The 14,257-nt window shown below is 42.4% G+C and carries 15 protein-coding genes and 1 pseudogene; 6 read left to right on the top strand and 10 right to left on the bottom strand.

What is annotated here, in order from left to right; translation table 11 throughout:
• Positions 1 to 32 precede the first annotated feature (32 nt).
• From ftsW to glsA, 3 genes are all read right to left on the bottom strand, one after another.
• Entirely contained in the window at positions 33 to 1,244 is a 1,212-nt protein-coding gene (gene ftsW, locus MKX71_RS08035; protein WP_015252159.1) for a cell division protein FtsW, read from the bottom strand.
• 205 nt (positions 1,245 to 1,449) lie between these two features.
• Positions 1,450 to 1,731, bottom strand: a complete 282-nt coding sequence (locus MKX71_RS08030) for a YlaN family protein (protein WP_003245286.1) — start codon at positions 1,729 to 1,731, stop codon at positions 1,450 to 1,452.
• Positions 1,732 to 1,828: 97 nt separating this feature from the next.
• Positions 1,829 to 2,758: a glutaminase A gene (glsA, locus tag MKX71_RS08025; protein ID WP_003232263.1), complete on the bottom strand. Its 930-nt coding sequence runs from the start codon at positions 2,756 to 2,758 to the stop codon at positions 1,829 to 1,831.
• Positions 2,759 to 2,860: 102 nt separating this feature from the next.
• Here glsA and MKX71_RS08020 point away from each other — a divergent pair, with 102 nt between their 5' ends.
• The gene (locus MKX71_RS08020; protein ID WP_003245279.1) at positions 2,861 to 3,346 is read left to right on the top strand and encodes a hypothetical protein; all 486 of its coding nucleotides are present in this window, start codon (positions 2,861 to 2,863) and stop codon (positions 3,344 to 3,346) included.
• A gap of 2 nt (positions 3,347 to 3,348) precedes the next feature.
• Here the strand turns inward: MKX71_RS08020 and MKX71_RS08015 are convergent, their stop codons facing one another.
• Entirely contained in the window at positions 3,349 to 4,677 is a 1,329-nt protein-coding gene (locus MKX71_RS08015; RefSeq protein ID WP_003245272.1) for a PhoH family protein, read from the bottom strand.
• Positions 4,678 to 4,831: 154 nt separating this feature from the next.
• Between MKX71_RS08015 and MKX71_RS08010 the strand changes: the two genes are divergently transcribed.
• Both MKX71_RS08010 and MKX71_RS08005 read left to right on the top strand, forming a co-directional pair.
• On the top strand, positions 4,832 to 5,461 hold the full coding sequence (locus MKX71_RS08010; RefSeq protein WP_003232269.1) for a YhcN/YlaJ family sporulation lipoprotein: 630 nt from the start codon (positions 4,832 to 4,834) through the stop codon (positions 5,459 to 5,461).
• A gap of 82 nt (positions 5,462 to 5,543) precedes the next feature.
• Positions 5,544 to 5,753 (top strand): YlaI family protein, encoded by a 210-nt coding sequence (locus MKX71_RS08005; RefSeq protein WP_003232271.1) that lies wholly within the window; start codon positions 5,544 to 5,546, stop codon positions 5,751 to 5,753.
• 55 nt (positions 5,754 to 5,808) lie between these two features.
• Here MKX71_RS08005 and MKX71_RS08000 read toward each other — a convergent pair whose 3' ends face one another.
• Together MKX71_RS08000 and typA are read right to left on the bottom strand one after the other, a co-directional pair.
• A complete protein-coding gene (locus tag MKX71_RS08000; protein ID WP_003232274.1) occupies positions 5,809 to 6,126 on the bottom strand; it encodes a YlaH-like family protein in 318 nt (105 codons plus the stop codon).
• Positions 6,127 to 6,182: 56 nt separating this feature from the next.
• Positions 6,183 to 8,021: a translational GTPase TypA gene (gene typA / locus MKX71_RS07995; RefSeq protein ID WP_003232278.1), complete on the bottom strand. Its 1,839-nt coding sequence runs from the start codon at positions 8,019 to 8,021 to the stop codon at positions 6,183 to 6,185.
• 112 nt (positions 8,022 to 8,133) lie between these two features.
• On the opposite strand from typA, the gene MKX71_RS07990 reads away from it, so the two are divergent.
• Positions 8,134 to 8,322: a YlaF family protein gene (locus tag MKX71_RS07990; protein ID WP_003245500.1), complete on the top strand. Its 189-nt coding sequence runs from the start codon at positions 8,134 to 8,136 to the stop codon at positions 8,320 to 8,322.
• A gap of 272 nt (positions 8,323 to 8,594) precedes the next feature.
• Positions 8,595 to 9,206: a hypothetical protein gene (locus MKX71_RS07985; RefSeq protein WP_003232282.1), complete on the top strand. Its 612-nt coding sequence runs from the start codon at positions 8,595 to 8,597 to the stop codon at positions 9,204 to 9,206.
• A 39-nt stretch (positions 9,207 to 9,245) separates the two neighbouring features.
• On the opposite strand, the gene sigQ is transcribed toward MKX71_RS07985, so the two are convergent.
• The 4 genes and pseudogenes from sigQ to MKX71_RS07965 form a co-directional block, all read right to left on the bottom strand.
• The gene (gene sigQ / locus MKX71_RS07980) at positions 9,246 to 9,539 is read right to left on the bottom strand and encodes an anti-SigP sigma factor SigQ (protein ID WP_003232283.1); all 294 of its coding nucleotides are present in this window, start codon (positions 9,537 to 9,539) and stop codon (positions 9,246 to 9,248) included.
• Positions 9,536 to 10,056 (bottom strand): annotated as a pseudogene (ylaC, locus tag MKX71_RS07975) (RNA polymerase sigma factor YlaC). Before ylaC ends, sigQ begins: the two are co-directional and overlap by 4 nt.
• Positions 10,056 to 10,325 carry a hypothetical protein gene (locus tag MKX71_RS07970; RefSeq protein WP_339231940.1) on the bottom strand — a complete coding sequence of 90 codons (270 nt, stop codon included), beginning with the start codon at positions 10,323 to 10,325 and terminating at the stop codon, positions 10,056 to 10,058. The pseudogene ylaC and the gene MKX71_RS07970 overlap by 1 nt, the downstream one beginning before the upstream one ends.
• Complete coding sequence (locus MKX71_RS07965; RefSeq protein ID WP_339231938.1) at positions 10,315 to 12,255, bottom strand: hypothetical protein; 1,941 nt, start codon at positions 12,253 to 12,255, stop codon at positions 10,315 to 10,317. The genes MKX71_RS07970 and MKX71_RS07965 overlap by 11 nt, the downstream gene beginning before the upstream one ends.
• A 284-nt stretch (positions 12,256 to 12,539) precedes the next feature.
• Here MKX71_RS07965 and nprE point away from each other — a divergent pair, with 284 nt between their 5' ends.
• Complete coding sequence (gene nprE, locus MKX71_RS07960) at positions 12,540 to 14,105, top strand: neutral metalloprotease NprE (protein WP_003245026.1); 1,566 nt, start codon at positions 12,540 to 12,542, stop codon at positions 14,103 to 14,105.
• The last annotated feature ends 152 nt before the right edge of the window (positions 14,106 to 14,257 follow it).

The following is a 14,257-nucleotide window of genomic DNA, read 5'->3' as shown; positions in this document are numbered from 1 at the left end:
CGGAATATCCTTCCCCTGTACACACTTGTTTTTTACTGATAAACAGTTTTTTTGAGCTGTTTCTTTTTCATTCCCTTCGGAGCCAAGGGCTCTTTCTTTTTCTTATTCTCTGAATATTTCACAAACATGCTGATATTCGCTAATATCCCCATACTCCCCAGCAGCAGCACCAAAGAAGAGCCCCCGTAACTGATAAATGGCAGCGTAACCCCTGTAATCGGAATTAATCCGCTGACACCGCCAAGGTTAATAAACGACTGGATGGCAATCATGCTTGAAATGCCGATCGCCAGAAGACTTCCAAACGGGTCCTCGCATTTTCTGGCAATATAAAAACCTTTTATGACGACAAAACCCAATAAGAAAATCACAAACAATACCCCAAAAATGCCGAGCTCTTCAGCAATGACAGCCATAATAAAGTCAGTGTGTGATTCAGGCAGATATCCGTATTTTTGGATACTTTCACCGAGCCCCAGGCCGAAAATGCCGCCTGAGCTGATCGCATAATAAGAATTGATCACTTGCAAACCTGATGAATTTGCATACTTAAATGGGTCTTCAAGACTCTCAAAACGCGCTAAACGGCCTTCAGTTAAAATTTTGTCCTGATTCAAATAGATAATCGGGCTGACTAAAATGAAAACAATTCCGCCGAGCAAAAGCAGCCTCACCAGCGTCTTTCCGCTGAAGCCGGAGCACAATATCATGCACGTCGCAATCAGCCCTATAATCATGGCTGTACCGAAATCAGGCTGCATGGCAATTAACCCGCAAATCACAAGCGTCATGACTACGGGAGGAGCCACACCTGTTAATAGATGGTCAATATAGCTTTGTTTTTTGGCATATACGGCTGCAAGGTATAAAATCACGACCAGTTTCACAAACTCCCCCGGCTGAATACTCATTCCGCCGATTTTAAACCAGCTTTGCGCGTTTCCGGCAACATGTCCGAATACAAACAGTGAGATAAGCGCAAGAACAGATACAAGCAGTATCCCCTTCTGAAACCTTTGATGGGCCAGTGCTTTATAAGGAAACAACGCCATGAGAATAAATAGAGCGCCACCCGCAATTAAAGCAAACAGCTGCCGCATGAAGAAAAAATTACTGCTTACTCCATACCGGGAGACAGCCGTAATCATGCTTGAGCTGTATACCATCACTAAACCGAATCCGCATAATAAAACGATTGCGAATATCAGTGAGTAATCATAAGATTTTAGCATTTTTTTTAACATAACATCCTCTTCCCTGCTTCTAACTTCCATTATCTATGGTTTTTATGTATTTATCTTTTTTATTTTACTACAATTTATCAAACGAGACGAAGAATCTCTATACGATTCGGAAGGAATGTGTAAAAAAAGACCGTCTTTTATGAGATGAGAGAAAAATAGCGGTTATAAAAAAACCCAAACTGTTAATAAGTTTGAGTTTTATCATTTATTTAGCTGTAAACGCGTCATGTAAAGCAGACAATTCGCGTTCCAATGTGTATAAAAGGTCTTTACCGTCTTTTTCATCAACCAATCCCAGGCGGACAGCAAAATCGATTTCCCTCGAAAGCCCGAACATTTGAGTATCTAAAACCTCTTCATATAGAGGACATTGAGGCATCGTTAAGTTATCCATTTGTACTCGGATCAGCTTCAAAATCTTCTCAGCGTCCACTTTTAAGAGTTCAAAAGCTTTTTGCCGATGGTCAACTATCATCTCTGAAGCCAAAAGTATCCCTCCGTTCCCCAGGCGAGTACCTAATTCTTCTATTTATCATAAAGGGTATCAACAGAAAATGCAAGAGGATTTAAGCATATGACATAAATTAAAAAATACTCAGCCTGTACATCTCAGACATTATTTCCAAAAGCTTTACACCTGCAATGCTGTTCCCTTTTTCGTCTAATGCGGGGCCGAATATGCCGATCCCGAAATCGTAAGGCGAAATGCCCATAATCCCGCCGGATACGCCGCTTTTCGCAGGAATTCCGACCTTAATTGCGAATTCCCCGCTTGCATTATACATTCCGCACGTCACCATAAATGTTTTGCAAATTCTAGCGACGTCTTTTGAGATGACTTGCTCCCCAGTCTCTGGATGTCTGCCGTTCAATGCAAATACAGATCCGATTTTCGCTAAATCCAAGCTGTTCATCTCAATCGCGCATTGCTTCGTGTATAAATCCATTACTGCCTCTACATCATCTTCAAAAATGCCGTACTGCTTCATATAATAACACATCGCCCGATTAATCATTGAAGTGCTGTATTCAGATTCAGCCACTTCCCGGCAGTATGTAATCTCTTGGTTGTTTGTCAGCCTTCTGATAAAAGAAAGCAAATAATCAAGTCTCTCTTTCACCGTTCTTCCTCTTATCAGACTTGTCACTACCAATGCCCCGGCATTAATCATAGGGTTTAACGGCTTGCTCGGATTCACCGTTTCGAGCTTGATAATTGAGTTAAACGGATCACCGGTCGGCTCCTGTCCAACATAACTGAAGACCTTATCTTTGCCGTATTCCATTAACACCAAAGCAAGGGAAAGGACTTTCGATATACTTTGAAGCGTAAATGTTTTTTCTACGTCACCTGCTGACAGACAAACATTATTGGAATAATAAATCGCCACTGACAGGTCGTGTTTATCAGCTTTTGCCAAGGCGGGAATATAGCTGGCTACCTCCCCCTTGTCCGTTACTTTTTTCGCCTTTTTCACTAAGGCTTCAAGCTCATCATTATGCCGGCATACCATGCAAACACCCTCGTTCCCTCAGCATTTCAATACACATAATTTGTACACAAAGTGACAATTCATGCGAAAACTTTTATAATTTTGAGAGAAGGGGGTCATATCATGAGCGTTATCCAAGTAAAAGGCAATGTTACATATCCAATTACCATTGATCCAAGCGTATGGATTTTTGATGATCGCAAATTTTCGTTTGACCGCAAAGGGGACAGTCAAGACACATATTTACAATCAGCCGGGGATGAATCCGACCTTGATCCGGAACGCGTCATCAGAGAGGGGCGAATCGCGCCGCCTACATTAAAGACGGAAAAGCAATATGAGAAGCAAAAACTGATGAACGGCAGTTTCGCAATGAGACTTGGGACTGTCCTGAAAAATGCTGAGCCGAACAGCTCTGCGACACAATGTGTATTTGTCACAAGTTCGGGAAAGGCCGCCGTTTCTCTGGAAACCGCTCTGAACAGTATTGTCCATTTCAGTGAGGCAGGCAAGCCGATTCAAGAAGGCGGCCCCGTGCATATTTACTTTGAAGACCCGGTTCATCACAAACAGCCGATTACCGACGTAAAAGAGATCGAAATCATTTAATGTTACAGCAAATCAGCTGCGAGCTGGGCGAGACCTGATCTCTCACCTTTTAACAGCTTCACGCTGCCTGAGATGGGTTGTCCTTTAAACCGCTCAACCACATAGGCTAAACCATTGTTCAGACTGTCTAAATATGGGTGATCAATTTGTTCAGGGTCACCCATTAAGACAATTTTACTGCCCTCACCGACTCTCGTCAGCAACGTTTTCACCTCATGCCTGGTCAAATTTTGCGCTTCATCAATGATAATAAATTGATCTGGAATGCTTCTCCCTCTGATATAAGTCAGCGCCTCTACCTGAATTGAGCCAATTCCCGCCAAAATAGCATCAAGCTCCCCTGGTTTTTTCGCATTAAACAGAAACTCTAAGTTGTCAAAAATCGGCTGCATCCAAGGCTTTAGCTTTTCCTCTTTTTCGCCTGGCAAATACCCGATGTCCTTGCCAACAGGAACAATCGGCCTTGCGACGACCAGCTTTTTATATATTCCCAAGTCTTCTGTCTGTAATAGCCCTGCCGCCAAAGCTAAGAGCGTTTTGCCGGTTCCCGCTTTGCCGATCAGGGTGACAAGCGGAATATCTTCCCGCAGCAAAAGCTCTAATGCCATTGTCTGCTGTACATTTTTCGGCCTGATTCCCCATATATGTTCATCATCAAATACGAGTCTTTTTAATACCGTTCCGGTTTTGTCTGCAATTCCGACTGCCGAGGAGGACCCTCCTAGCTCATCCTTCATTAAAGCAAACTGATTCGGATAAAACGCATGCTGTTTCACATCGTTTACTGAAATTTGATTTTTTCCGTAAAAAGAGCTGAACAGCTGCTGGCTGATATATAAATCTTTATAGCCGCTGTACATTTCATCATTGTCCACAACCCGGTCATTCAAGAAATCTTCAGCAAGCAGTCCGATTGCGTCGGCTTTAACCCTGACCAGTACATCCTTACTGACGAGGATAACCGGCCTGCCATTTTCCTTGGTTTCTTCCTCGAGGCTTAAGTTTTTCGCAACGGCTAATATGCGATTATCGTTCGTCTTTTCAATAAAGATCTCTTGCAGCTGGTGAAACGAACGATGATTCAGTTCAATTCTCAGTGTGCCGCCGGTGTCAAGCGGTACATGCTCATGCAGCCTGCCCTTTTGTCTTAGCGCATCGATTAGCTTAGATACGTGCCTTGCATTCCTCCCAACTTCGTCCATATACCTTTTTTTTGAATCAACCTCTTCTAAAACGACAGCAGGGATGACAACCTCATTTTCTTCAAAAGAAAATATCGCGTTAGGATCCTGTAATAACACATTCGTATCTAACACATAAATTTTACTCAAGTCTCAGCCTCCTGATATAAGGGTCAAAGTTCTTCCTGCTTCTCTTTTGATGAAAAAGGTGAATGCCTGCTAAAATATATGTTTTTGTGCATAAAGATAGAAGGTTAATTCAACAATAAAATTAATGAAAGCATTTTAAGGAGGGAACCCGCAAGTGCGAATTCTTTTCATTATCATACAGCTGACACTTATCCTGTCCGCTTGTGCCTATCAACAAGGAAAACAGGGTCAGAATGTTGAAAAAGAATCAACAAGACAGCAGGAGACTAAACCGATTCACGTAAAGGACACAACTCAAGAAACAAAAGACAATGGAACAAGAACCGATATTGCCAAGCATCTTGTCAGCGTTGCTGAAAAAAACCCCGACGTCAAGGATGCAACAGCCGTTGTGCTGGGAGGCTATGCTGTTGTTGGGATTGATGTCGATGATACTTTGGACAGAAGCAAAGTGGAAACCATTAAATATTCTGTAGCTCAGGCGCTAAAGAATGATCGATATGGCGCAAACGCAGTGGTCATTGCTGATCCCGATACGGTCAGCCGCCTTCGTGAAATGAGCAGAGAAATCAGCGAGGGCCATCCGGTAACAGGCATACTGGATGAATTAGCTGCAATTGTCGGCCGAGTGCTTCCCGAAGTGCCTAACGACGTGATTGACAATGAAGACGAACCGCAAACAAAGCAGCAAAATGACCAATTAAATAGAAAACAGCAGCAGGAAATGGAGAAGGAGCAAAACGATCAATCTGATCATCATATGAAAAAGAACAACAATGACTAAGCTATAGCCTTGCGCTTTAGCTTTTTCTTATTTTGGACAGCTTCTGATCCGTGCTATAATACATGTTAGTGAAAGAGGTGATATGATGAGGGTCAAATGTTCTATTTGCGATAAAATTGAAACAATTGATGATGATACCCTGATCGCGAAACGGCTTCGAAACCGCCCGATCCATACATATATGTGCCAGGAATGCCACGATCGGATTGCCAAAAAAACAGAGGAACGGCTGAAAACGGGAAAATTTACTTTTCACCCGGGACAGCAGAAAAAAGAAAAAGTCAAAAAATAAAGCGGCCGCTTAACCATACAGAACACAAAAAAGACTCAGCTTTCAGCTGAGTCTTTTATGATTTTGCAGACTGTCCTTTTTTCGACTGATACAGCCGGATTTTGTAAATGATTAAAATCAGCGCAGCGACGACCAATCCTTCTGCCACGGGCAAAAACACCCCTAAAAAAGTCAAAACAGTGCAGCCCAAAGCCAAAAATACATACACCACTGCAGATTTTAATACAGGAAGCCGTTTAGCAAATCCAAGCTTAAATACAATAACGGCCAACACAAAAATCGTGCCGTACAGCAGCCACATGCCTGCCGCAGGCTGCCGGTCTACTTGATATAGAGCGGCGAAGAACGACAGACGTTCGCTTACGTCATTCAAAAAGATTCCCTCCCCTGTAAACGTACGGGTTCTATCTTTTCAAATTCTGCACGAGATTAAGACAATCCTGCTGTTTTTTTCTTTTTAGCTGCTTTTTCACGTTCGTTCTTATTGAGGATCTTCTTTCTTAAACGGATGGATTCAGGTGTTACTTCACAATATTCATCTTCGTTTAAGTACTCTAGAGACTCCTCAAGAGACATGATGCGCGCTTTTTTAATTGTAGTTGTCTGATCCTTTGTCGCGGAACGGACGTTTGTTTGCTGTTTCATTTTGCTGACGTTAACAACAAGGTCATTGTCACGGTTATGCTCTCCAACGATCATTCCTTCGTATACTTCAGTACCCGGCTCAACGAAGATGACACCGCGGTCTTCAATTCCTTGAATACCGTATGATGTTGCTTTTCCGTTTTCCATTGACACAAGTACACCTTGACGGCGTCCGCCGACTTGGCCTGCCTGCATCGGCTGGTAGCTGTCAAACGTATGGTTCAAAATACCGAATCCGCGTGTTAATGATAGGAATTCTGTAGAGTAACCGATCAATCCGCGGGAAGGAACTGTAAAGATGAGACGGACTTGGCCGTTTCCGTTGTTGATCATATCAACCATTTCGCCTTTGCGGGCACCCATTGATTCCATGACAGAGCCAGTATGCTCTTCAGGAACATCAATTTGCACACGTTCAACAGGCTCACAGCGTACGCCGTCGATTTCTTTGATAATAACTTCAGGTTTTGACACTTGAAGCTCATAGCCCTCACGGCGCATATTTTCAATTAAAATTGACAAGTGCAGCTCACCGCGTCCTGAAACAACCCAAGCATCAGGAGAAGCTGTTGGCTCAACACGCAAGCTCACATCCGTCTGAAGCTGTGATTGAAGACGCTCTTCGATTTTGCGGGCCGTTACATATTTGCCTTCACGGCCTGCAAACGGACTGTTATTCACGACAAATGTCATTTGAAGTGTCGGCTCATCAATGCGAAGGACCGGAAGCGGATCTTGATGGTCTACAGGACATACCGTTTCACCAACGTTGATATCTTCCATCCCGGAAACCGCAACGAGGTCTCCCGCTTTTGCTTCTTCAATTTCCACACGCTTTAAGCCTTGGAAACCAAAAATCTTTGTAACACGGAATGACTTTGCCGTTCCGTCAAGCTTCATAAGAGAAACCTGCTGTCCGACTTTCATTGTGCCGCGGAATACGCGTCCGATTCCGATACGGCCTACATAGTCGTTATAGTCAAGAAGGGCAACTTGGAATTGAAGCGGCTCCTCTGCATTATCAACAGGTGCCGGAACATGCTTAATAATGGTTTCATATAAAGCTTCCATGTTTTCATCCTGTTGTTTCGGATCAAGACTCGCTGTTCCATTAATCGCGGAAGCATATACCACTGGGAACTCGAGCTGCTCTTCATTAGCATCAAGCTCAATGAACAGATCCAGAACTTCATCGATAACTTCCTCTGGACGAGCAAAGTCACGGTCAATTTTGTTTACAACAACTACAGGGTTCAGGTTTTGCTCAAGAGCTTTTTTCAGAACAAAACGAGTTTGAGGCATACAGCCTTCATATGCGTCAACGACAAGCACTACGCCGTCAACCATTTTCATAATCCGTTCTACTTCTCCCCCAAAGTCTGCGTGTCCAGGGGTGTCCAAAATATTGATACGTGTATCTTTATAGTTAATCGCAGTATTTTTCGCCAATATTGTAATGCCGCGTTCGCGTTCAAGATCATTAGAGTCCATTGCGCGTTCAGCAACCTGTTCGTTGGCACGGAACGTACCAGCCTGATGTAAAAGCTGATCGACTAGAGTCGTTTTCCCATGGTCAACGTGGGCAATAATCGCGATGTTGCGAAGATCATTTCGAAGTTTCACTTTTTCATCTCCTAAAAAAATTAGATAACTTTCATATTATATCACACATCCTCTTTAAAAGCGTCACGTTTTTCTGTAAACTTAATATAAGACGTAAAAGGGGATGGAATTTATGAAAAAAATGAATTGGCTTTTACTATTATTTGCATTTGCAGCGGTTTTCAGCATTATGCTGATCGGCGTCTTTATCGCTGAAAAAAGCCCTGCAGGCATTATCGCCAGCATTGTACTTGTTTGCGCTGTCATGGGCGGCGGATTTACATTAAAAAAGAAAATGCGCGAACAAGGCTTGCTTGATTAAAAGCATTGCCCCGCCGGCGACATTGTAATCAAAAAACACCGCAAAGAAAGCGGTGTTTTTCATTTCTTTAAGCCTTATCTCCCCTGTTTCTTAGTCAGGAAGATGCAAAACAGCCTTCATACATAGACAATCGTTCTAACGATCACACGTGCAGCCTTCAAAAAGTAGTGCGGCAACGATACACATAAAATACCATAGCGCCTATTCCTTCACCGGAAACTACTCCCTATAATGGAATTTGTAGCACAATTCATAAAAGGGAGAGAAGAAACATGAAGAAAACATTTGTAAAAAAAGCTATGTTAACGACTGCCGCAATGACCTCAGCTGCTCTATTAACGTTCGGTCCTGATGCAGCCAGCGCAAAAACACCGGTTGATAACACTGCTGTTCAACTCCAGCATCAGGCGAGCACTAACGAAGATCTCAATACATTCATTGATATATTAAATCAATGTATTTACGAACAAGACGGTGTATATTATTTTGACAGCGAAAAAGCTGTCGAGTTAGGAATGACAAAAGAAGAGGCTCAGGTAATTGCTACACTCTGGGAATCGACATCAGAATTTTTCAGCATTGTTTCACAATGTGTGTATCTCGAGGATGGAAATTACAAATTTGATACAGAAAAAGCAGTTGAACTTGGCTTCACAGAAAAAGAAGCACTTGCACTTGAACAATTTTTCTCCGCTGTTTCTCTCAAGATTCACATTCTTCAAGCAGCCATTGTGCTACAAGATGATGTGTACAGCTATGATAAAGACGCAGCGCTACAAGCAGGTGCAACGCCACTGCAAGCTGACGTTTATGAAAAACTCTTCAGTGCCCTGTCACAAGAACAGCTTGCCGCTATTTACGATATGATTCATCCCCAGGCTTAATGTAAAAAAGCGCTTGCCGGAATCGGACAAGCGCTTTTTTTATATCAGCAGTTTGATGATCAGCATCATGGCAACCGCCGCTCCAAACCAGCAGGCAGCTTTCATGATCAGTAATCCATAGTACCTCTGTTTAAAACGCAGTTCTTCTTCCGGCAGATAAGCCTCCTCAACGGCCTGTTCGCTTTCCAATTCAAATGGCTCAGCCATCGTGTCATACATGTCTCTGCAGCTGCTGCACATTTTTAAATGCTCTTCTATAACGTGTTCCGTTTCTCTTTTACAATCACCTTCAAGATACAGAGGAAGCAGGTCTCTTACTAGAAAGCAGGTCATATCCGCTCCTCCTCTCTACTTTTCGTCATGTTTTTCTTTAGCTCTAATCTAACCCGGTGCAATGTGGTTTTCACCTTAGAAAGACTCCATCCCAATATCTCAGCGATTTCTTCATAAGAAAGCTCTTGGAATTCTCTTAAAATCAAAACGGATTGATGCTGATCTTTTAACTTCAGGAGCTCCTGCCGCAGTGTTTCGCTTTTCACCGTCCGTGACAGATACTGTTCAGGCTGGTCATAAGTTGTTTGCGTTAACCCTTCATTTTTGCTGATTTCAGTAAATTGGTATTGACATCCCTTCGGTACCAATTGATAAAGGTATGATGCGCAATGGTGTAGAGCCATGTTCTGATGGAAGAATGCCCCCTAAACGAAGCCAGACCGTTAAGAGCTTTTACAAACGTGTCCTGCGCTAAGTCCTTGGCTGTTTCAAGATGATGAGTCCTTCTGAATAAATAATTTAAAATTTCTTGATAATACTGCCGATACAAGTCCTCAATGGAATCCCTATGCTTCATTAAAAGTAAAACCACACCGTCATCCAAATGGCCAATAAAATGAAACAGATATACATGGAAGACAGGTATACTTTCATATATCTGATTTGGCTTTCTTCTTCAGCACCGGGACTTCTCTTTAAACAAGTTTTACTCTTTAAGTCTTCCGAATTCTTTTGAAATAGGGATTCATGCTGTTTCATCCATTCCATTGATTCATCCTCTAGCTCTCCTTCTTTATACAGGTCGTATAAGTCTACAAAAACAGACTCTTTTTCTTTATGATTCATAAAGACTTTTCACCTCTTGTGTTTCTCCACCCACTACATAGGCATCATGGCGATTTGAACCAAACGGCTGAATAATGATCAGCCATGCATAATGCCGTTCATCCCCTCTTTGAACGATAATCGGACGCATACGCTTTTTGTAAATAACATCCTGATATAGAGAAGCTACCTTTTCGTAAGCCAATGTTCCATTACGATACGTATAAGGGAATGACTGATCAGGTGTATCGCTGTATACATAAACGTTTAGCTGACCTTGATCTTCAAAAAACTCATATGTTTTAGAAGAATCAGTATACATCACCATGTCACCCTGACTGCTTTTTTTCTTCTTTTCTGATCCACGAGCATCGAAGATCGATAATATCTGATGCTGCATCCGGCTGTTAGCCATTGAGATATTCTTTTTCATCGGAAGCGAAAGACTATGTAAACAACCTGATTCGCCCTCAAATTCCAAAACAATTCCACCTTTTGTTTCCACTCTCACCATGCTTCCGAGCAGGCTATTGCTTTCAATATCAGTGATCTGATAAGGCTGTTTTGAGATGTTCAGCGCTGTAAACATTTGTTCCACTTTGTCTTGAATGTCTTGTTCCGTTATATGAACATGCAGAAGAGAGTCAAGCTGGTAAATCGATGGATCTTCACTAAAACCCATTAAGGTTTCCTTTTCCCAATAAAATACCGCGCCATCATCAGCATGATCTTTTTTATGAAGCTGGTTTTTCAGGTATATACGTACGACTGTCTGGCCGTCCTCATTTGATACCTTTGTTTCGATATGATCCTTATGTAACACACGTCCGTGTCGCTCAAGGAAAGCGATGGACTTCCGCTTGTACTCCTGATTCGTTAGCTTTTTCCCATGTGCTTTTTGTAAGTATTCATAATTACGAATCAGCTGCGATACTTCATCTACCTCAGCTTTGTAACCTTTGCTTTCAAATGAGTAGAAATAATGCACATCCATGTTTGTATCATGCAAATAAAGTGTTTCATCCGTAGGAAAAAATGACTTTAGTATCTGTTCCGCTTTTTCTGATGAAATGTGCTCCCCGACAAAATTGAATGAATCATGGACATTTGCTGGCTTTGATACAGCGAAAGCAGCCGTTCCTATGTTATATATCGGATTTAACAGCAGGACAAAAAACACCATGACAGCCATCGTCACCCACTTATTCACACGCACATAAACCTTTCCTGACTTTTGGAACAGATGATAGCTCATCAAAAATCCCGCCATTGCCAAATAAATCGTATATGGCATTACTGCACCATAATCTTTTGAGATTTGATTGGGATATGGCGCAAGCAGCAAGACAAGCAGTCCGATAATCAGCGTATAAAATAAGCCTAGTAAGATCTTATCCGTTCTCCAATACAGCTTGAAAAACACTACATTCAACGCAATGGGAAGAGTGATGATGAAAAACAGAAACACGAATGCAATCGGCTCCATCCCATCCGGGTATTCCTTCCAATACGAAAAGAAACTAAAAATCATTTGTACGATCGGCAAACTGACAACGGCAAGGTCGAACGTATAAAACTTACCCTTTCCGCCATGATCACGCGGCATCAGCATATAGTGAAAAGCCGTCAGCAGCACATATCCGTATAACAAAAAATGCAGCAGCGGCAGCAGTTCTTTTCCGTCCTCTCTTAAGTAAGCGCTGGTGAAGTTTGTTGATTGCACCTGGTGAATAAGTTCAACAGACACTCCCGCCAGCAGCACAATCCGCAATATAACACCCGCCAAGAACATTGTGCGCTGCCGGTTTATTTTGGGATGATGCACCAAAAGATATAAGCCCGCCAGAACAACAATTGACCATTGAATCAGCAGGGTGCTTTGTCTGCTTAATATAAAATAACGTTCGAAATGCAATACATAATGACTGAATAACTCCAACACGAACAACAATCCTTTACTTCTTATTAAGGCCTCATTCGGTTAGACAGCGGACTTTTCAAAAAGTTTCAAGATGAAACAAAAATATCTCATCTTCCCCTTGATATGTAAAAAACATAACTCTTGAATGAACCACCACATGACACTTGACTCATCTTGATATTATTCAACAAAAACAAACACAGGACAATACTATCAATTTTGTCTAGTTATGTTAGTTTTTGTTGAGTATTCCAGAATGCTAGTTTAATATAACAATATAAAGTTTTCAGTATTTTCAAAAAGGGGGATTTATTGTGGGTTTAGGTAAGAAATTGTCTGTTGCTGTCGCTGCTTCGTTTATGAGTTTATCAATCAGCCTGCCAGGTGTTCAGGCTGCTGAAGGTCATCAGCTTAAAGAGAATCAAACAAATTTCCTCTCCAAAAACGCGATTGCGCAATCAGAACTCTCTGCACCAAATGACAAGGCTGTCAAGCAGTTTTTGAAAAAGAACAGCAACATTTTTAAAGGTGACCCTTCCAAAAGGCTGAAGCTTGTTGAAAGCACGACTGATGCCCTTGGATACAAGCACTTTCGATATGCGCCTGTCGTTAACGGAGTGCCAATTAAAGATTCGCAAGTGATCGTTCACGTCGATAAATCCGATAATGTCTATGCGGTCAATGGTGAATTACACAATCAATCTGCTGCAAAAACAGATAACAGCCAAAAAGTCTCTTCTGAAAAAGCGCTGGCACTCGCTTTCAAAGCTATCGGCAAATCACCAGACGCTGTTTCTAACGGAGCGGCCAAAAACAGCAATAAAGCCGAATTAAAAGCGATAGAAACAAAAGACGGCAGCTATCGTCTTGCTTACGACGTGACGATTCGCTATGTCGAGCCTGAACCTGCAAACTGGGAAGTCTTAGTTGACGCCGAAACAGGCAGCATTTTAAAACAGCAAAATAAAGTAGAACATGCCGCCGCCACTGGAAGCGGAACAACGCTAAAGGGCGCAACTGTTCCTTTGAACATCTCTTATGAAGGCGGAAAATATGTTCTAAGAGATCTTTCAAAACCAACAGGCACCCAAATCATCACATATGATTTGCAAAACAGACAAAGCCGCCTTCCGGGCACGCTTGTCTCAAGCACAACGAAAACATTTACATCTTCATCACAGCGGGCAGCCGTTGACGCACACTATAACCTCGGTAAAGTGTACGATTATTTTTATTCAAACTTTAAACGAAACAGCTATGATAACAAAGGCAGTAAAATCGTTTCTTCCGTTCACTACGGCACTCAATACAATAACGCTGCATGGACAGGAGACCAGATGATTTACGGTGATGGCGACGGTTCATTCTTCTCTCCGCTTTCCGGCTCATTAGATGTGACAGCGCATGAAATGACACATGGCGTCACCCAAGAAACAGCCAACTTGATTTATGAAAATCAGCCAGGTGCATTAAACGAGTCTTTCTCTGACGTATTCGGGTATTTTAACGATACAGAAGACTGGGACATCGGTGAAGACATTACGGTCAGCCAGCCTGCTCTTCGCAGCCTGTCCAACCCTACAAAATACAACCAGCCTGACAATTACGCCAATTACCGAAACCTTCCAAACACAGATGAAGGCGATTATGGCGGTGTACACACAAACAGCGGAATTCCAAACAAAGCCGCTTACAACACCATCACAAAACTTGGTGTATCTAAATCACAGCAAATCTATTACCGTGCGTTAACAACGTACCTCACGCCTTCTTCCACGTTCAAAGATGCAAAGGCAGCTCTCATTCAGTCTGCCCGTGACCTCTACGGCTCAACTGATGCCGCTAAAGTTGAAGCAGCCTGGAATGCTGTTGGATTGTAATATTAGAAAAAGCCTGAGATTTCTCAGGCTTTTTTTTCGTTATATATCTTGATTACTCTCTTCAGCAGCAATGACGAAAAGATGCTGCCATGAGACAGAAACGGCTTCTGATTTGCAAAAAGAGGGATGCAGCCGCAAGTGCGCATTTTATA

Origin of the sequence: Bacillus sp. FSL M8-0071 (assembly GCF_037975455.1) — a bacterium.
In the GTDB taxonomy this organism is placed as follows: domain Bacteria; phylum Bacillota; class Bacilli; order Bacillales; family Bacillaceae; genus Bacillus; species Bacillus subtilis.
Note: the sequence above shows the minus strand (reverse complement) of the source record. Positions and strands in the feature narration are given on the sequence as shown.

What these genes read in the sequence shown, in the direction of transcription:
- ftsW (WP_015252159.1), bottom strand. Translation starts at nt 1,244, where the DNA reads ATGTTAAAAAAAATGCTAAAATCTTATGATTACTCACTGATATTCGCA.
- glsA (WP_003232263.1), bottom strand. Translation starts at nt 2,758, where the DNA reads ATGGTATGCCGGCATAATGATGAGCTTGAAGCCTTAGTGAAAAAGGCG.
- MKX71_RS08020 (WP_003245279.1), top strand. Translation starts at nt 2,861, where the DNA reads ATGAGCGTTATCCAAGTAAAAGGCAATGTTACATATCCAATTACCATT.
- MKX71_RS08005 (WP_003232271.1), top strand. Translation starts at nt 5,544, where the DNA reads ATGATGAGGGTCAAATGTTCTATTTGCGATAAAATTGAAACAATTGAT.
- MKX71_RS07990 (WP_003245500.1), top strand. Translation starts at nt 8,134, where the DNA reads ATGAAAAAAATGAATTGGCTTTTACTATTATTTGCATTTGCAGCGGTT.
- MKX71_RS07985 (WP_003232282.1), top strand. Translation starts at nt 8,595, where the DNA reads ATGAAGAAAACATTTGTAAAAAAAGCTATGTTAACGACTGCCGCAATG.
- sigQ (WP_003232283.1), bottom strand. Translation starts at nt 9,539, where the DNA reads ATGACCTGCTTTCTAGTAAGAGACCTGCTTCCTCTGTATCTTGAAGGT.
- MKX71_RS07970 (WP_339231940.1), bottom strand. Translation starts at nt 10,325, where the DNA reads ATGAATCATAAAGAAAAAGAGTCTGTTTTTGTAGACTTATACGACCTG.